The sequence below is a fragment of the Erythrobacter colymbi genome (assembly GCF_002155685.1).
GTDB classification, from domain to species: Bacteria; Pseudomonadota; Alphaproteobacteria; order Sphingomonadales; family Sphingomonadaceae; genus Erythrobacter; species Erythrobacter colymbi.
The window spans coordinates 55,548-74,124 of record NZ_MUYK01000013.1 but is presented as its reverse complement, the minus strand read 5'-3'; the positions used below and the strand labels follow the sequence as shown (position 1 = coordinate 74,124).

Here is an 18,577-nt window from a genome sequence, read left to right as displayed (position 1 = left end):
CCTGCTCAAGTGTTGCCAGAATGCAATATGAACCGCAGATTACAAGTCTTGAGAACGCTCTCAAGATGCGCTACCAATGCGCTGCAGCCCGCAGCTTCAGGCATAATCTGTCGTGCGGTATGGGGAGAGGAAACATCATGAACATCACAAGGCTCGCGCCGCGCCGGCGCCTGTTTGCCACCTGCATGGCTTCGGCCCTCGCCATCGCCGTTGCCAGCCCCGCGCTGGCGCAGGACGCTGCGGCCGACGACAAGGACGCCGTCTCCGAGCCCGAACCCGAAGAAGAGATCATTGTCACCGGCTTCCGCGCCTCGCTGCAGTCGGCGCAGAACATCAAGCGCGATGCTGATACCTTCGTGGACGTGATCACCGCCGAAGACATCGGCGCGCTGCCCGACCGTTCGGTCGCCGAAGCGCTCCAGCGCGTGCCCGGCGTCAACATCGGCCGCTTCGAAAAGCCCTCCGACCCCGACCGCTTCTCGGTCGAAGGCACGGGCGTCATCATCCGCGGCCTCAATTATGTCCGCTCGGAACTCAACGGCCGCGACATCTTCTCGGCCAACGGCGGCACGGTGCTGAACTTCAACGAAGTCTCGCCCGAACTGCTGGGCCGGGTCGAGGTGTTCAAGAACCTCACCGCCGACATGGTCGAAGGCGGTATCGCAGGCACCGTGAACCTCGTCACCCGCAAGCCGCTCGATCGCCGCGGCTTCCACATTGCCGGCACGCTCGAAACCAACGTCGGCGATCTGGCCGACGAATGGTCGCCGGGCGGTTCGGTGCTTGTCTCGGACACCTTCGAGACCGGCGCGGGCACCTTCGGGCTTCAGCTGGGTTATGCCCGTTCGGAGCTGATCAGCCGCACCGATGCTTCGCAGGTCGCTGACCCCTGCTATCGCCCCGCCAGCCTCACCGGCTCGTGCTTCCGCGTGCGCGCAGTCGGGAGCGGCGGGATTAGCGGTGATCCGATCTTCACGCCCGACAACTTCCCGCCCGCAGGTGCGGTTGTGGTGCCCAAGGGTGCAGGTGTGCGCACCACCGATCTCGAGCGTGACCGCGCCGCCTACTCGGCGGTTGCCCAGTACGAGAGCCCGAACCGCGATTTCCTCGTGACGGTCGAATACCTCAAGGCCGACACGACCTTCTTCACCAAGGAAAATGCCGCGATCGCGCTCGTCAACGACGATGCGCTGTTCCCGGTGCCCGCTGCGGGCAGCACCTGGGAATTCGACCAGAACGGCCAGTTCGTGCGCGGCGTTCTGAGCCAGCGCATCGGCGATATCTTCGCCAACCCTTTCGGTCGCGGCGGCATCCCGCTCGAACTGCTTCGCTTCGAGCGCGAGACCCGCTCCTCGACCGAGGATATCTCGGTCGATATCGACTGGGAGGTGAGCGATCGCCTGCGCTTCAACTTCGAGGCCCAGCACATTGCATCGGAGCTCGGGCAGGATTCGATCATCGCCAACATGGCGACCTGGGCGAATATCGACCTCGATCTTTCCGGCAAGGTGCCGCAGGTGCAGTTCCTTGCCCCTCCGGGCGCGCCGTCGGATTACTTCACCTCGGGCCGCAACACCTATTACTGGTTCCTACTCGACTCCATCGCCCGCAACGAGGGTGATCTCGACACCCTGCGCTTCGACGGCGAATACGACATCTCCGAGGAGGGCTTTTTCAAGCAGGTCAAGTTCGGTGCGCGCTGGTCCGAGCGCGGACAGACCAATCGCGACACCAACTTCAGCACCTGGGGTAACCTTTCGGCACCCTGGGCTGGCCGTGCCGGCTGCGCTCCCTGGGGTAGCGGCCCGGGTTGCCGACCGGGTGCTCCGGGTACGATCACCAATGGTTTCGGTACGCCCCAGCAGGCTCCGACCGGCTTTACGCCCGGTCGCTACTTCGTTCCCAACGGGACCAATCCCGACGGCACGCTGATCGGTAACAATGAATTCGGGATTGGCGGCGGCGCCTTCGTCGATGATTTCCCGAACTACGCGAATCTGCGTTCGCCGTTCGACAACGGCTTCCAGCGCGGCGGCACCTCGCCGCTGCCGGGTGGAGCGTTCTTCTTTGGTGGCGACAACTTCCTGCAGGAATACCTGTCGGGTGCTTCCGCCCAGCAGGCGCGCGAGATTAACATCTTCTCGCAGACCCCGAACCCGTTCTTCGGCGTGCGCAACCGCAGCTACTTCAACGCGGTGACTCGCGAGACGACGGCCTGCGATCCGTTCTGCGAGAACGAAATCAGCGACGTCTCGGAAACCACCAAGGCGGCCTATGCCCGCGTCGATTACGGCACGGACTTCGACAACGGTTGGAAGCTCACCGGCAATTTCGGCCTGCGCTACATCGAGACCGAAGTTGTGGCTGCCGGCCTTGTCGGCTTCCCCAACCCGTTCTTCTTCGACAACCCGCAGTCGGGTGGTAACGGCGACGGGGTGGCACAGCTTTCCGAAGTGAGCGCTGCATGTTCACGCGCCGCGCAGCTCCCGGCCGACCAGTTCCCGGCCTATTGCCGCTTGTCGCCTGCACGCCTTGCGCAGTTTGCAGCGGCGCACACCGGCGAAGTCGTGCTTGATGACCGAGCGGTGACCTTCGACAACTGGCTGCCGAGCTTCAACGCACTGCTCGACACCGGCAACGGCCTGCTGTTCCGTGCAGCGGTTTCGAAGGGCATTTCGCGGCCCGATCTTGCAGCCTTCCGTTCGGGCGGCGGCATCGGCGACAACACCGCTGACCTGCGCGCGCAAGGCACGCTGGAAACCGGTCCGCTGTTCCAGATCTTCACCGGCAACCGCAACCTGCGCCCGATCGAAAGCTGGAACTACGACCTTTCGGTCGAATGGTATTTCGACCGGGTCGGATCGTTGACAGTCTCGGCCTTTGCCAAGGACATCAAGGGCATCGTCAACAGCGGTGTCGATCAGGTCAACTTCGTCTCGCCGAGCGGGCTCGACATCGAAGTCGAGGTCAACGGGCCGGACAACCGCCAGAACGGCACGATGAAGGGTCTGGAACTGGCCTACCAGCAGACCTACGACTTCCTGCCGGGCTTCCTCAGCGGGCTGGGTTCGCAGCTGTCCTACACCTATGTGGACGGCAGCGATTTCCGGAACACCAACCTCGCCAACAACCAGAGCGATTTCGCGGCGTTCCAGCCGCTGGCGGGGATCTCCAAGCACACCGTCAATGCGGTGCTGTTCTACGAGAAGGACTGGCTGTCGGCGCGTGCGGCCTACAACTGGCGCTCGGCGTTCCTGATCACCCCGCGCGACGACATCTTCCCGTTCTCCCCGATCTGGGGCGAAGAGACCGGGCAGCTTGACGCCTCGATCTTCGTCACCGTGCGTGACGGGATCAAGCTCGGGGTGCAGGGCGTGAACCTGCTCGACGAGGTGTTCAGCACCAGCCAGGTGATCGACTTCGACGGCACCCGGGTGCAGCGTTCGGCGTTCCGCAACGACCGCCGCTTCACCTTCCTTGCCCGCTTCGACTTCTAGGAGCGACAAGGCCATGACACGCACAGGGCTGCTGAAGGCGGGGACGCTGACGGCGGCCCTGCTGCTTTCGGGGGCGGCCTCGCCGCCGCCCGCCGAACAACCCCTCGCGCCGCTGGAAGGCGCCGGATGGGAGCTGGTCTGGGCCGACGAGTTCGAAGGGCAAGCGCTCGACCGGACCAAGTGGACGCCCGAAGTCTCGTGCTGGGGCGGGGGCAATAACGAGCGCCAGTGCTACACCGACCGGCCCGAGAACATCGCGGTCGAGGGCGGGATGCTGCTCTTGAAGGCGCGGAAGGAACGCTTCGCCAGCCCCGCGCGCCCGCCCGAGATTGCCGAATTCGACAACCCCACGCTCGTCCAGTCGCACACCTCGGGCAAGGTGCGCACCATCGGGCTCCACGCCTGGCGCTATGGCCGGATCGAGGCGCGCGCCAAGGTGCCGGCGGGGCAGGGCACCTGGCCCGCGGTGTGGATGATGCCGCAGGACAACGCCTACGGCCCCTGGCCGCGCTCGGGCGAGATCGACATTCTCGAGGCGGTCAACATCGGCGCCAAGTGCAAGGACTGCGCGGGCGGCAAGGGCGAGAACCGCACCATCAGCGCGCTGCATTTCGGCGATTTCGCCCCGCAGAACCGCTATGTCGACCACCGCAACGCGCTGCCGAGCCTCGCGCTGCCCTCGGACGATTTCCATGTCTATGCGGTCGAGTGGGGCGAGGGCATCATCCGTTTCCTCGTCGATGACCGCGTGCACCTCACCGTCACGGCCGAACAGTGGAGCACCGCGGCGCGCAATGCCAAGGGCAACCCCGCCGCGCCCTTCGACCAGCCGTTCTACGTGATGGCCAATCTGGCTGTCGGCGGGCGACTGTCGGAAGAAAACAACGCCAAGGGGGTTGCGGCGGAGAGCTTTCCCGCGCAATTCGCAATCGATTGGATCAGGGTTTACCGCTGCGCCAGCGACCCCGCGACGGGGCGCGCCTGCATCAGGTAGGCGGGCGGTAGCCGGGACGGGACGCGGGAAGAATGGCGCGGGTGCGCAAGACAGTCACGATCAGGGACGTGGCCGAGGATGCGGGCGTCTCGCTCCAGACGGTGAGCCGCGTCGTCAACGGCGGCCCCAACGTGCGCCCGCAGGTGCGCGACAAGGTGCGCGCCTCTATCGAGAAGCTGGGCTACGTCCCCTCGCTCGCCGCGCAGCGCATGAGCGGGTCGCGCTCCTACATCATCCTTGCCATCAACGACCGCGAGCGCACGCTCGAGGACTGGCGCGAGCGGCGCGGGACGGACTGGGTCGACCAGATGCTGCTGGGCGGCATCCTCACCTGCAGCCAGCACGGCTACCGGATGATGGTGGAACTGGTCGATACCCATTCCGATCATGTCGAGCGCGAGCTGGGCGCGGCGCTTTCGGCGCTGCAACCGGACGGCGTGATCCTCACCCCGCCGCACTCGGAGAACCGCTTGATCACAGACCTGCTGGCCGAGCGGCGCATTCCCTTTGCCCGCATCGGATCGGACGCGCCGGGGCCGGGTATCCCGCTGACGATGGGCGATAGCGGCGCGGCGCATCTGGCGACCACGCATCTGGCAGGGCTGGGCCACACAAGGATCGCGATGATCGCCGGGCCGTCGCAATACAGCCTCTCGGGCTGGCGCATCGAGGGCTGGAAGCGCGCGCTCGCGGAAGCCGGGCTCCCCTACGAAGGGCTGCTGGAAGTGGGCGATTTCGGCTACGAGAGCGGCACCCGCGCCGCGCGCGCGCTGCTCGACCGCAATCCCGATCTGACCGCGATCATCGCCTCCTCCGACCAGATGGCGCTCGCCGCGCTCGAGGTCGCGCGTGAACGCGGGCTCGATGTGCCGCGCGACCTGTCGCTGATCTCCTTCGACAACACCCCGATCGTGCGCTTTACCCAGCCGCCGCTGACCGCGATCGACCAGCCGATCGCCGAGACCGTGAGCCGCGCGGTCGAGCAGCTCATCGCACGCGAGAGCAAGGGCGAGGGCGATAGCGTGATCGAAGTCGCCGCCGCGCTGGTCGAACGCGCCTCCACGGCCCCCGCACGCGTGCTGGCCGCGGACAGGGTTTGACCCCCGCCCAACCGAACGCCGATCTGCCACCGGCGCGCCAGCCGGGGTGGTTCCTCGCCCTCTTCGCGCTGGCTGCGGCCGGGGGCGCAGTCGCCTATGTGCCGCTGCTCACGGTCCTGCTCCCGCAGCGCATCGCCGATCTGCAGGGCGGCGAGGATGTCGCCGCGCTGGCACAGGTCACGTTCCTCGGTGCGGTGATGGCGAGCCTGTCCAACATCGCGGTGGGCATGGTGAGCGATAGCCTGCGCGTGCGGCGTCCGCTGATCCTCGCCGGGCTGGTCGCCTCCAACCTGCTGCTGCTGATGGTGGGAGAGGCACGCTCGGTGAGCGAGATGATCCTCCTCGTGATGGTCTGGCAGGTGGCGCTCAACCTTATGCTCGCACCGCTGATGGCCTGGGCGGGGGACTGTTTTCCCGATAGCCAGAAGGGCGTGCTCGGCGGGGCGCTGGCGCTCTCCCCCGCGCTGGGCGCGCTGGCGGGATCGCTGGTGACCTTTGCCGGGCTGGTCGAGCCCGGCGCGCGGCTTGCGCTGGTCGCGCTGCTGGTGAGCGTGCTGGTGCTCCCCGCCGTGGCTTTGGGGGGAGGGCGGATGCGCCCTGCGCTGATCGCACCCTCCGCCGCGGCCGGCCCGCTGCGCTCGCGCGACCGGGTGGTGCTCAGGATGTGGGCAGCACGGTTGCTGGTGCAGATCGCCGAAGGGGGGATGTTCGCCTTCCTGCTCTATTGGCTGCGTTCGATCGCGCCCGATTATCCCGAGCACGGCGTCGCCAATATCTTCAGCCTCGTGCTGGTCTGCGCCGTGCCGCTCTCGCTCTTGCTCGGACGCTGGTCGGATCGCCATGCGCGCCCCGTCCGCCCGCTGGTGGCGAGCGCGCTGCTGTGTGCGGCGGGGATGCTTGTGATGGCGGCGGCGCAGAGCCTCGCGCTGGCGATCGCGGGCTATGTGCTGTTCGCGATTGCCGCCGCGATCTTCCTCGCGCTCCACGCCAGCCAGACCCTGCGCGTCCTGCCCGCGCCGCAGCACCGCGGGCGCGACCTCGGCGTGTTCAACCTCACCAACACCGTGCCGGGGATGGTCATGCCCGGCCTGACGGTGATGCTGGTGCCGCAGTTCGGCTATGCCGCGCTGTTCGTGCTCTTCGCCGGCCTGTCGCTGGCGAGCGCAGGTCTGCTCGCAGGCACGCTGCGCCGTTCGTGACCGCGGGCGCTTGGCCCTTGCAAAGCGCGGCGCGCCTCGGCATAGCTTGATAACGTTCTCAAAGAGAAAAACGGATCTGGGAGGGTCTGGCACGATGGCGGCAAGCGGAATGGGTCGATGGGTGTGCGGCGCGGCGCTGGGAGCGCTGCTCACGGCATGCAACGCGGCGCCCGAGGTGAAATCGGCGAGCGCGCCCGTCGCGCCCACGGCTCCGGCGGCGAACAGCCCCGAAGCGCTGCTCGCCCGCATGAGCCTCGAGCACAAGGTCGCGCAGATCATCCAGCCCGATATCGGCTCGATCACCCCCGATGACGTGCGCCAGTACCGCTTCGGCACGATCCTCAACGGCGGCAATTCCGGCCCCTATGGCAACGACAAGGCACCTGCGGCCGACTGGCTGAAGCTGGCCGACGCCTTCTGGGAAGCCTCGACGGCGCCGCTCCCGAATGGCGAGCCCGCGATCCCCGCGATCTGGGCCACCGACGCGGTCCACGGCCATGCCAATGTGCCGGGGGCGACGGTCTTCCCGCACAACATCGCGCTTGGCGCGACGGGCGATGCCGATCTCATCCGCCGCATCGGCGCGGCGACTGCTGTGGAAATCGAGGTGACCGGTCTCGACTGGACTTTCGCGCCCACCGTCGCCGTCGCGCGCGACGACCGCTGGGGCCGCACCTACGAAAGCTATTCGGAAGACCCCGCGCTCGTCACGAAGCTCGGCGCTGCGATGATCGAGGGGCTTCAGGGCCGCCCGGGCGAGCCCGGCTATCTCGGCGTCGGCAAGGTCGCCGCGACGGCCAAGCACTATTTCGGCGACGGAGGCACCGCGCAGGGTGTCGATCAGGGTGACGTCAACGGCGACCTTGCCGCGCTGATGAAAATCCACGCCGCGCCCTATCCCGCCGCGATCGACGCGGGCGTCGCCAGCGTGATGGCGAGCTTCAACTCGATCAACGGAACCAAGATGCACGGCAACAAGCCGCTGCTGACCGACGAGCTGCGCGGCAAACTCGGCTTCAAGGGTGTCGTCGTCGGCGACTGGAACGGGCACGGCCAGATCAAGGGCTGCACCAATTCCGATTGCCCACAGGCGCTGATGGCCGGGCTCGATGTCTACATGGTGCCCGAGGACTGGAAGGCGCTCCACGCCAGCCTCGTGCGGCAGGTGAAGGACGGCACCATTCCCATGAGCCGGCTCGACGAGGCCGTGCTGCGGGTGCTGCGGATGAAGCAGGCGCTGGGTGTTCTGGATGGCGGGGTGAAGCCCTCGGCCCGCGCCAATGGCGGCAAGTGGGAGCTGCTCGGCTCGCCCGATCACCGCGCGCTCGCCCGCGAGGCGGTGGCCAAGTCGCAAGTGATCCTCAAGAACGCCGGCATCCTGCCGCTGAAGGTGGGCGCCAAGATCGAGGTGGCGGGTTCGGCCGCCGACAACATCCCCCAGCAGGCGGGTGGCTGGTCGGTGACGTGGCAGGGCGGCGGCGATCTGACCGCGGCGGATTTCCCCGGCGCGACCTCGATCTGGGGCGGCATCGCGGCCGCCGCCAAGGCGGCGGGCGGCGAGGCCGTGCTCGCGCCCAAGGGCAGCGCCACTAGCAAGCCCGACATCGCGATCGTCGTCTTCGGCGAGCCGCCCTATGCCGAATTCGTCGGCGACCGGAAGGATCTCGCCTTCCATGACGAGGAGGGGCTGAACCTCCTCAAGGCCTACAAGGCGCGCGGCATCCCGACCGTCGCCGTGTTCCTCTCGGGCCGCCCCCTGTGGGTCAACCGCGAGCTCAACGCCGCGGACGCCTTCATCGCATCCTGGCTGCCGGGCAGCGAGGGCGCAGGGGTGGCCGACGTGCTGTTCGGCAAGGTGCAGCCCAGCGGGAAGCTCGGCTTCAGCTGGCCGAAGACCTGTGAGGGCGCGCCGCTCAACAGCCCCGAAGGCGCGCTGTTCCCGGTCGGCTACGGCCTCGGATTTGCCGCCCCGCGCATCGCGCAGATCCCGCTCTACGAGACCTGCGCCGCGCTCGCCCATGATGCGGGCGCGACCTGGTTTGCCAGCGGCAAGCTTTCGGCGCAGGTGCAGGCGGTGGCGGACAATGCGCTGCTCCCCGACCTGCGCGGCAGCGGCAACGGGATCGTTGCCACCGGCGTCGACCGCAAGGCGCAGGAAGACGCGCGCCGGATCACTTTCGGCCCCGGCGCGAAGCTGACCCTCAGCGGGCCGGACAGCGGCGCGGCGTGGCGGATCAGCTACCTGGTGGGCAGCCGCCCGGCAGGCCCCGTCACCGTGACGGCAGGCGGCAAGGCGCTCGACATCACGCAGGGGCTCTCGGTCGCGGAAGGCAAGGGCTGGCGCGAGATGGTGCTGACCCCGGCCTGCCTCGGCAGCACGGGCAAGGCGCTGACCTTCAGCTCGACCGCGCCCTTCGCCTTCCAGATCAGCGAGATCACCCGCGACGAGGCGGCGGCATCGGCGGAGTGCTCGTTCTAGAGCACGCCTGCCCGCGTCAGGGCACCACGATGTCGAAGCCGTGCGGCAGCGGGTCGAGGTTGTCGATCAGCGATTGCAGCGTGGCCAGATCGCCCTCGATGGTGATGCCGGGCATCTTCGCGACCGCTGCCGCGGGCATCTTGACGAACATCAGCGCCAGCAGCGCACGGCGCGGCCCGCGGATGGTGACGGCGGGCTTGTCCGGCAGCACGCCTGCGCGCCCGATCATCACCTCCTCGCCCACCTCCAGCGTCGCGGTCTCGCCCCGGTCGGGGATCTCGATGGCGATGCTGAAATTGCGCGCTCCCGGTTTTTCGGGGGCGAACAGGGTCGCGGCGGAATCGAGCAGCTCCTGCGTCGAGATCGCGGCGATCATGTCGTTGCTCTGCGCCGCGCTGCTCTCCGCCCGCCCGCGCCTGAGGTCGTTCGCGGCCGAGAGGAACTGGTTGCGCCAGATCGCGCTCTCGGCCTGATAGCCCTGCTGTTCGTAGGACTGCGCGAGCAGCGCCTTGGCCTTGGTATTGTCGGGTGCGGCAAAGACGAGGTTCTGGGCGAGGTCCGAGGCCCAGCGATAGTCGCCGCCCGCAAAGGCATTCTCCGCCAGCGCCAGCGTGCGCTCCTGCCCGCCCAGCGCCTCGACCAGCTTCTTCGCGCGCTCGGCTGGCGGGTAGGGGTGGAGGTTGGCGGGCACGGCATCGTACCAGCCGAGGTAGAACTGGTAGATCGCCTTGGCGTTGTGGCTGATCGTCCCGTAGTAACCGCGGGTCGACCACTCCTTGCCGTTCACCGCAGGCGGCGCGGCTTCGAGCGCTTCGGCGATCTCGGCCATGGTCTCGCCGCGGTTCATGCGCCGCACGGTCTGGTCGTGGAGCCAGCGGTAATTGTCGCGCTGGGCGGAAAGCCACGCGGTGCCCTCGGCCTTGCCGAAGATCGGCCAGCAGTGGCTCGAGATTACCGCCTCGGACTGCGGCGCATAGCGGACCGCGGCTTCGTCAAGGTAATGCGCCCAGGCCCGCGCATCGCGCACCTTGGCCCCGCGCGGGGTGAGGATGTTGTGAAGCGAGCAGGTCGCGATCTCGGCGGCGAGGAAGGTCTTTTCCGGCTTCACGAAGACGTTGAACTCCGCCGGGGCCTCGGTGCCCGAGACGATCTGGAATTCGAGGCTCACGCCGTCCACCACCCGCGTCTCGCCGGTGGCGGCGATGGTGTCTGTGGGCGGGATCAGCGAGAGCGTGCCGACCGACAGGCCCTTGCCGATGCCGCTGCCCATCTGGCCGGTCGCGCCCGGGGCAAGCCCGGTGCCGAACTGGTAGGCCGCGCGGCGCTGCATCGCGGGGCCGGCCATGACGTTCTCGGACGTGGCCTCCTCCATGAAGCCCTTGGGCGCGATCACCGGCACGCGGCCCGCCTTGACCTCGGCCTCGTCCACCACGCCGCGCACCCCGCCGAAATGGTCGCCGTGGCTGTGCGAATAGAGCACCGCGCTGACCGGGCGGGCCCCGAGCGTCTGGTTGACCAGATCGAGCGCGGCCTTGGCGGCCTCGACGCTGGTGAGCGGGTCGATGACGATCCAGCCCGTCGCCCCGCGGATCACGGTCATGTTCGACACATCGAAGCCGCGCACCTGCCACAGGTTCGGCGTCACCTGGTAGAGCCCGTGGTGCTTCAGGTGGCTCATATGCCGCCACAGCGAGGGGTTCACCGTCGCGGGCGCGGGGCCGGTGACGAAGGCGTAGGCATCGAGGTTCCAGACGGGCTTGCCGGCCGCATTGAGGATCACCGGCTCGGCGCGCGTGGCGAGGAAGCCGCGGGTCGAATCCTCCGCATCGCGGGTGCCTTCGGGCGGCAGGGCGCTGGCGGTGGCGCGATGTTCGGCGGTGGTCGCTGGCGTCGCCCCGGCGGGCGCGTCCTGCGCGGCGGCTGGTGCGGTGACGGCCAGCGCCAGAGCGAGCGCCGCTCCGGCGCGCCAAGCTGCGGTGTTCATTTTCGTATGTACCCCTCTTCTCCCGCGCCCGTGATGAACCTGCGGACGCGCGGTTTCAAGCGGGAGCCTGCGCGGGCGGGGCGGCTTGGCGACAATCATCCATATTCTGGAACGTTTGCGTAGAAAGATTGAATTTTTCAGATCAACCTGTCGGGGCTAACAGGCGGCTCCTCTCGCGCATTTCCGGAAAGCCGCAGACCGCCGCATGGAACAAGGCCACAGCCCCCGCAAGCAGCCGGACGCCGCCGCGCAGCCCGCGGTGCTGTCCGTGGTGCGCGCGCCCTTGCGGCTCGCCTGCCCGGCCGAGCCAGCGCCGACGGAGTGGGACGAGGAACTCGCCCGGCTGCTCGAATGGCTCGGGATCGCTGCCGATCTCGCTCCGGTGGGGCCAGCGGACAGAGCGCCGCTCTTCGCCCCCTGGCTCGGCTGGCGTCCGGCTGCCTTCCAGCTCGGCGGTGCGCCGGGTCTGCCGCAGGCGCTGTTCGCCGCGAGCTATTGCCGCGAACACGCCCGCGCCGCCGTGTCGGGGCAGGGCGGCACCGATGTGGTCCTGATGAGCCCGCATCCCGCCACCTGCGCGCCGCTGCCGCAGCCCGGGGTGCTCGCCGCAATGCTGCGCGCCGCCCGCAGCGAGGGTCGCGAGCGGATCGCGCTGGTCGGCCACGCCCGCCACCGCGCCGGGCTCGCCGCGATGCTGCAAGCCGCGGGCGAACCGGTCGCCGAGGCGCTCGCGATCGAGGATGCGCTCGTGCCGCTCGCCTCGGCCTCTCCGCCGTGGGACGCGGTCATTGCCATGCCCGAATGGCGCAGCACCGTCTTCACCCTCCTTGCCCGCGCCAGCGGCGTGCGCGGGGCCTGGCCGATGCTGTGGCAGGGCGAGGCGGGGCCGGTCGCCATCACCGCCGAGGCCGCGGGGGAGGGCGAGTGCGAAACCCTCGCGCTCGATGCCTCCGCGCTGGTCCATGCGCTGGCGCTCGCCCTCGATGCCGCCGGTGCGGCGTGCGCGGCGTGGCGGCTTCACGATGCCTGGGCGCGGCTGCGTGACAGCGGCGCCACCACCGCCGGACGCGGGGCAGGTGATGCGCCCTACGCAACACTCCTGAGCGACAGCGCCTTCCTCGCCCGCCTGTGCAAGGATACGGGCAGCAGCAAACGCAAGCAGGCAGAATGGCTTGCGATCAAAAGTGAGAAATCTGCAATTTTCGGGAGCCAAACGCCCGTGATGCGCGTTGTCTCGTGAAACAAGAAGATTTCACCGGGGAAAAGGTCACTATCCATGCCGAGCCGCAAGATCGTTGCCACGGAACTGGCCCATGTGCTGCGCCAGATTTCGCATCCTGACCGCATCCGCCTGTTGCTGAAGCTGCAAGCGGGCGACCAGACCGTGAACGAGCTTGGCGACCTTCTCGAAATCTCTCCCACCCGCGTCTCGCAGCACCTCGGCGTGCTGCGCGCGGTCGCCCTGGTCGAGACCGAGACCCGCGGGCGGCAGCGGGTCTATCGCCTTGCCCAGCCCGATCTGGCGCTGTGGCTGATCGACGGCATCGATTTCATCGCCCACCGCCTGAGCCGCGCGACTCCGGTCGACATCGCCGAGGCCAAGCACATGTGGCGCGCCGAAGCGGTCGAGCACGCGATCTGATCATCGGAGAGGGCGGGGCCGTTCCCCGCCCGGCCTTGCGCCTCAGCAGGCGTGGGCGTGCAGCACGGTGGCGGCGATGTCCGCGCCGTAACGCTCCTCGACCGGCACCCAACCCCCGCTGGCCTCGTCATAGGCCTCCACCTCGCCGGTGGTGATATCATAGACCCAGCCGTGCAGGGTCAGCGCCTTCTGCGCCAGCGCCACGGCGACCGTGGGATGGGTCTTGAGGTGCTGCAGTTGCAGGATTACGTTCTGCTCCAGCAGCATCCGCATCTTGGCCTGCGGGTCGAGCCCGCCGCCCAGCGCCTCGGTGATGTCGACCGCGCCCTGTGCATAGCCCAGCCATTCGCGCACATGCGGCAGGTTGGTGAGGCCAGCGCGGTTCATCGCCCCCTTCATCGCCCCGCATTCGGTGTGCCCGCAGATCACGATGTTGGGGATCCTGAGCGCCCCGATCGCGAATTCGATCGAGGCGGTCATCCCGCCGGTCTGGTTGGTGTGCGGGGGGACGATATTGCCGGCATTGCGGCAGATGAACAGCTCGCCCGGATCGGTCTGGGTCAGCATCGCGGTTTCGATCCGGCTGTCCGAGCAGGTGATGAACAGCGCCTCGGGGCTCTGCCCGGTCGAGAGGCGTTCGAACAGCTCGCGCTTTTCGGGGAACACCTCGCGCTGGAACTTGACCACGCCTTGAGCGAAATGGGGCATGCGGCCCTCCTTGTTGTGTGACCCCATCCGACGGGCCCGGCCGCGCTGTATCTGCAAGATCGCGCATATGTTAAGGCTTGAAGTTATGGCACCGGCGCGCCAGCGTCAAGCAAGCCGGCTTGCGACAAAATCCCCGACACCTCTCAATCCTGCGGGTGACAGGCCGCGTAATGTGTGGTGTCAGGGGCGCGCGAGACCCCAAACGGACAGGGATACGAGAGACATGAATTTCGAGCTCGATCACGAACACGCGATGCTCAAGGAGCTGGTCGGCAAGTTCGTGCGCGACCAGCTGATGCCTTACGAGGCCAACGTCATCGCCCGCGAGAACGTAGGGCAGGGCACCTACCTCACCCCCGAGGAGACCGCCAAGGTCGATGCGGTGAGCCGCGAGCTGGGGCTGTGGGGCCTCGACGCGCCCGAGGAAGTGGGCGGCATGAACCTGCCAATGGTGGCGATGGTCGGCGTCTCCGAGGAGCTCGGCAAGACGGTGGTGCCCTATTACCTGCCGCCCGACTCGCCCAACCTGCGGATGCTGATGGTCGCCGCCGACGAGCGCCAGCGCGAAGCTTACCTCGAGCCCTATGTGCGCGGCGAGACGATCAGCGCGATCGGCATCTCCGAACCCGGCGCGGGCGCCGACCCGCAAGGGATGCGCACCACTGCCGTTCAGGATGGCGACGACTGGATCATCAACGGCCGCAAGATCTGGATCACCAAGGGCGCCGAGGCGGACTTCACGATCCTCATGGCAGTCACCGACAAGAACCCCAATGGCCGCAACGGGATGTCGGCCTTCCTCGTCGACAAGGGCACGCCCGGCTTCAACGTCACCCGCAAGATCCCGATGATCGACGGCACGGCGACCTATGAAATCGCGCTCGAGGATTGCCGCGTGCCGGGCTGGAAGCTGCTCGGCAAGCGCGGTCAGGGCTTTGCGCCGATGCAGGTGCGCCTCGGCACGCGGCGGATCGAGATGGCCTCGTGGTCGATCGGCATGGCGCAGCGCGCGATGGAGATGATGATCGATTACGCGCCGCAGCGCACCACCTTCGGCAAGCCGCTCTCGGCGCGCCAGACCGTGCAGAACTGGATCGCTGATGCCGCGACCAAGATCCACGCGATGCGGCTGATGACCTATGACTGCGCGTGGAAGATCGACGAGGGCCGCGACGTGCGCAGCGAAATCTCGATGATCAAGAGCTTCTGCACCGAAAGCGCCTACGAGATCGTCGACCACGCGATGCAGCTCTACGGCGGCATGGGCATGACCCGCGAGCTGCCGCTCTATCTGATGAGCAACAAGCTGCGCACCATGCGGATCTATGACGGCCCGTCGGAGATCCACAACTGGGTGGTCGCCCGCAGCCTGCTCGGCACGCACGAATAGCGCCGCCTCGGGCGGCTCCCGAAACGCCAAGGGGCGGGATGGCCTGCGCCATCCCGCCCCTCGCTTTTTGCCGTCAGGTCAGATCAGAACTTGCCCTCGACGCCGAGGAAGAAGTAGCGGCCCCGCACCCCGATCGGACGCACCAGCGTGCCGAGGTAGGGATCGCGGTCGAAGGCGTTGTTGATGCCGCCATAGATGCTGAACTTGTCGCTGAAATCGTAGCTTCCGAAGAAGTCGTGGACGATCGAGCTGCCGGTGTCGCGCTGCACCAGCGGCAGGAAGGTGTTGTCGTCCTTCACCACGACCTTGCCGCCCTCGATCACGACTTCCTTGACCTCGTTGTTGTCGATGCCCGGAGCAAGCTGGCTGCTCTCGAACCGGCCGGACCAGCCCAGCGTCAGCTTGTCGAGCGTCCAGGTGATCCCGGCATTGGCGATCCACTTGGGATTGCCGAGCGTGCCGAGGTTGTCGTTGGTGATCTTGTTCGAAAGCGCCGCGCGCTGGCGTTCGAGCGGATCGGTGATTGCGGCGATCAGGATGTCGGCGGTGGCGTCGAACACCTGCTCGTCCTTGATGAAGCGCGTGCCGGTCAGCGACAGGGAAAGCGAACCCAGGTCGCCATTGCCGACCACATCGGCGACATCGAACTTGTAGTTCACCGCAAAGTCGACGCCCTTGACGTTGAGCGCACCCAGATTGACCAGGCCCGAGCGGAAGAAGCTGATCACCTTGGTGGTCGGATCACGGTCGATCTGCGCGCAGAACTGGTTGTTGGTGGTGGGAAGATCGACGCAGGCCGCGGCGATTTCCGCACCCGTGAGCGAGCCGATCGCCCCGGTGATGCTGATGTCGTAGTAGTCGGCGATCACGGTCAGGCCGTCGATGAATTCAGGCTCGAACACGAAGCCGGCGGTCAGGGTCTTGGCCTCTTCTTCCGACAGATTGGGGTTGCCCCCGTTGGTGCCCGGACGGAAGGCCGAGGCGAAGTTGGTCGGGTCGAAGTTCGGCCCCACCAGCGCGTTGCAGTTGGCCTGCCGGAACGAGCTGCCCGCGCCGATATTCACTACCGAGCAGGGGTCGGCGGTCAGGCCGAGGGTTGCCGGGGTCAGCGGGCCGAACAGTTCGGCAAGGTTGGGCGCACGCACCGCGACCGAATAGGTGCCGCGGAAGGTGAGCGAGGGGATCGGCTTGTACCGGCCGCCACCCGACCAGGCGAGCGTCTTGCCGATCGTGTTGTAGTCGGAATAGCGGATCGCGCCCTGGACCTCGAGCAGGTCGATGAACTTCATGTCGGCGAGCAGCGGCGCGCGCAATTCGCCGAAGGCTTCGTAGACCGAGATCGCCGGGTCCTGGAACGAGGGATCGGGCGAAGGCCGGGTCGGGCCGCCATTGACCGCGCCGGCAGTGATCGGCGGGGCGTAGCGGAACGAGGACGGCGTGAACTGGCTGGTGTCCTTGCGGTATTCGAAGCCGACCGCAAAGCCCAGCGGGCCGCCCGGCAGCTCGAAGAATTCCGCCGAATCCCCGGCCAGCGTCGCAAGGAACTGCTGCTGGGTGATCACGGTCGAATCGGTGATGTCGAGGAAGGCGAAGCGGGCGCCCGCACCCTTGATCGAATCCTTGCCGAACAGGTTGATCGGCGCGCACTGGCCGTCACCCACCGCGAAGGTCAGGGCCTTGCCGGTGCCGTCGGGGTTGGTCGGCGGCTCGGGGAAGGGCGAGACGCCCGGCGACGAGCCGTCGAGCTGCGAGCGGCAGATGATGTCGCCGATCTGGGCCGAGCTCGCGTTGATCGTGATGTCCTGCCCGTTGCGGATCGCCTTGGTCGCGGTCGAGGGGCGGAAGCTGCCGATATTGGCCGCGGTCAGCGCCACGGCGTCGATCGCGTAGAAGTAGCGGTCGTCGATGCGGGTGTTGGTGAACACCGATTCCACCTCGGTGCGGCCGTAGTTGTAGGACACTTCCCAGTCCCAGCCGAGCTTGTCGATTTCGCCCTTGAAGCCGCCGACGAGACGCCACGTGGTACGCTCGGTCTCCTCGCGCGAGAGCACGTCGATGTCGTGAAGGTCGCGCGACATGTTGAGGCGGACCGGGCGGCCGGCGGCCTGCACCACGGGGATCTGCGCACGCAGCGCGGAGGGGATGAAGGGGTTGTCGAGCCGGATCGGAATATCGTCGTTGAACGGCGCGCCATTCTGGTCCTTGCCCGAGGTGAAGGCGAAGGTGCCTTCGAGGAAGGCGGTGACGCCCGGGGTGATCTCGTAATCGGCCCCCGTGCTCACCACCAGCTGGTCGAGTTCGGGCAGGATGATCTCGTTCGGGTTGGCGCCGATCCCGTCACCGCCCGAGGCGTCGAAGCCGCCGACCGAGAGGCCCGGATTGAAGGCGCGCAGCTGGCCGTTGTCGAACACCTGTGCGGTCGGGATGGTGGTGCCCGGGATATTGGCGGTCGCCCCGGCGCGGCCCGCGTTGCGGCCGGCGATGAAGGCATCGCGGTCGATGGCGATGATCCCGAAGGCGCTCGAGATCGGCAGGGTGCGGTTGGGCACGAAGACGTTCGAGGGGATCTGCCCCGCCGGCAACCCGAGCTGCGCCTGGGTGATCCCGAGGAAATCGAGCGTCGCCTGGTTGGCCGCGCTCAGCGAGAACAGTCCGGTGCCCGCGAAGGGACGGTCGGTGGTGATCAGCGAGGTCTGCTTGCGGTATTCGGCCGAGATCACCGCGCTCCCGCGGTCGTCGGCGAAGGTGCCGCCCATCGCGACCGAGGCGCTGAAGCTCTCGGCATCGCCGCGGCCGGAAATCCCGCCGCGCATGTTGTATTCGACGCCGCTGAAATCGCGGTCCGAGCGCAAGGTGAAGTTGACGACGCCGGTGACCGCATCAGCGCCGTAGATCGACGAGGCGCCGCCGGTCAGCACTTCGACGCTCTTGATGCGTGCCTGCGGGATGTGGTTGATGTCGACCGCGGCCGAGCCGCCGGTGCCCGGCACGTGCCGCCGCCCGTCGACCAGCGTCAGGGTGCGCACCGTGCCGAGGTTGCGCAGGTTGAGAAGGCTGAGGCCAAGGTCGGAGCTGTCGCCCGCGGCAGCCTGGTTGACCGAATCGATCCCGGGCAGCGTGCCGTTCAGCGCGGGGATGGAGCGCAGCTGCGTGGCGACATCGGCCTGCGCGCTCTTGAGGATCGCATCGCCTGTGACGACGGTGATCGGGCTGGGAGAATCAGTCGCCGCGTCGATCGCGATGCGCGAGCCGGTGACGACGATCGCCTCGCCGGGTTCGCCTTCGGCAGCGTCTGCGGCAGCGAGGTCTTCGGCGGTGACGGCGTCCTCTTCGGCGCCTTCCGCGGCATTGGCCTTGGCCGGCATCGCGCCTGCGATCAGCAGGGCGGCGGCGAGAGCGGGGAGCGACGAAGAGTGGAGAGAAAGCTTCGTAATGCGCATGGTATGTCCTCGCGTGGAAAGGGTCGGGACAAGACCTGACGTCGCGGGTGCGATGCCGGGCCGTGCCGTCTTCGCCAGTTGCGCCGCCGCGAGGGCTTGGTGCCCCCGTTCAATCGGCTCCTGTGCGGTCCTTCCTGCGCGAGG

The 18,577-nt window shown here is 67.7% G+C and carries 11 protein-coding genes; 8 read left to right on the top strand and 3 right to left on the bottom strand.

Going from position 1 to position 18,577, the window contains the following annotated elements; genetic code table 11:
- Positions 1-137 precede the first annotated feature (137 nt).
- From BZF57_RS16895 to BZF57_RS16875, 5 genes are all read left to right on the top strand, one after another.
- Positions 138-3,497, top strand: a complete 3,360-nt coding sequence (locus BZF57_RS16895) for a TonB-dependent receptor domain-containing protein (RefSeq protein ID WP_086740193.1) — start codon at positions 138-140, stop codon at positions 3,495-3,497.
- 13 nt (positions 3,498-3,510) lie between these two features.
- Positions 3,511-4,491, top strand: a complete 981-nt coding sequence (locus tag BZF57_RS16890; protein ID WP_086740191.1) for a glycoside hydrolase family 16 protein — start codon at positions 3,511-3,513, stop codon at positions 4,489-4,491.
- A gap of 32 nt (positions 4,492-4,523) precedes the next feature.
- Positions 4,524-5,591: a LacI family DNA-binding transcriptional regulator gene (locus BZF57_RS16885; protein WP_086740189.1), complete on the top strand. Its 1,068-nt coding sequence runs from the start codon at positions 4,524-4,526 to the stop codon at positions 5,589-5,591.
- Entirely contained in the window at positions 5,588-6,790 is a 1,203-nt protein-coding gene (locus BZF57_RS16880) for an MFS transporter (RefSeq protein WP_240506029.1), read from the top strand. Before BZF57_RS16885 ends, BZF57_RS16880 begins: the two co-directional genes overlap by 4 nt.
- A 109-nt stretch (positions 6,791-6,899) precedes the next feature.
- Entirely contained in the window at positions 6,900-9,269 is a 2,370-nt protein-coding gene (locus tag BZF57_RS16875; RefSeq protein ID WP_240506028.1) for a glycoside hydrolase family 3 protein, read from the top strand.
- A 16-nt stretch (positions 9,270-9,285) separates the two neighbouring features.
- Here BZF57_RS16875 and BZF57_RS16870 read toward each other — a convergent pair whose 3' ends face one another.
- On the bottom strand, positions 9,286-11,253 hold the full coding sequence (locus tag BZF57_RS16870) for an alkyl/aryl-sulfatase (RefSeq protein ID WP_162291035.1): 1,968 nt from the start codon (positions 11,251-11,253) through the stop codon (positions 9,286-9,288).
- Between the two features lie 205 nt (positions 11,254-11,458).
- Between BZF57_RS16870 and BZF57_RS16865 the strand changes: the two genes are divergently transcribed.
- Together BZF57_RS16865 and BZF57_RS16860 are read left to right on the top strand one after the other, a co-directional pair.
- The gene (locus BZF57_RS16865) at positions 11,459-12,493 is read left to right on the top strand and encodes a hypothetical protein (RefSeq protein WP_086740183.1); all 1,035 of its coding nucleotides are present in this window, start codon (positions 11,459-11,461) and stop codon (positions 12,491-12,493) included.
- Positions 12,494-12,529: 36 nt separating this feature from the next.
- A complete protein-coding gene (locus BZF57_RS16860) occupies positions 12,530-12,895 on the top strand; it encodes an ArsR/SmtB family transcription factor (RefSeq protein WP_240506027.1) in 366 nt (121 codons plus the stop codon).
- A gap of 42 nt (positions 12,896-12,937) precedes the next feature.
- Here the strand turns inward: BZF57_RS16860 and BZF57_RS16855 are convergent, their stop codons facing one another.
- Positions 12,938-13,603, bottom strand: a complete 666-nt coding sequence (locus BZF57_RS16855) for a carbonic anhydrase (protein ID WP_086740223.1) — start codon at positions 13,601-13,603, stop codon at positions 12,938-12,940.
- Positions 13,604-13,826: 223 nt separating this feature from the next.
- Between BZF57_RS16855 and BZF57_RS16850 the strand changes: the two genes are divergently transcribed.
- Complete coding sequence (locus tag BZF57_RS16850; protein WP_086740181.1) at positions 13,827-14,993, top strand: acyl-CoA dehydrogenase family protein; 1,167 nt, start codon at positions 13,827-13,829, stop codon at positions 14,991-14,993.
- A gap of 83 nt (positions 14,994-15,076) precedes the next feature.
- On the opposite strand, the gene BZF57_RS16845 is transcribed toward BZF57_RS16850, so the two are convergent.
- Positions 15,077-18,433, bottom strand: a complete 3,357-nt coding sequence (locus BZF57_RS16845; protein WP_086740179.1) for a TonB-dependent receptor domain-containing protein — start codon at positions 18,431-18,433, stop codon at positions 15,077-15,079.
- Positions 18,434-18,577 lie beyond the last annotated feature (144 nt).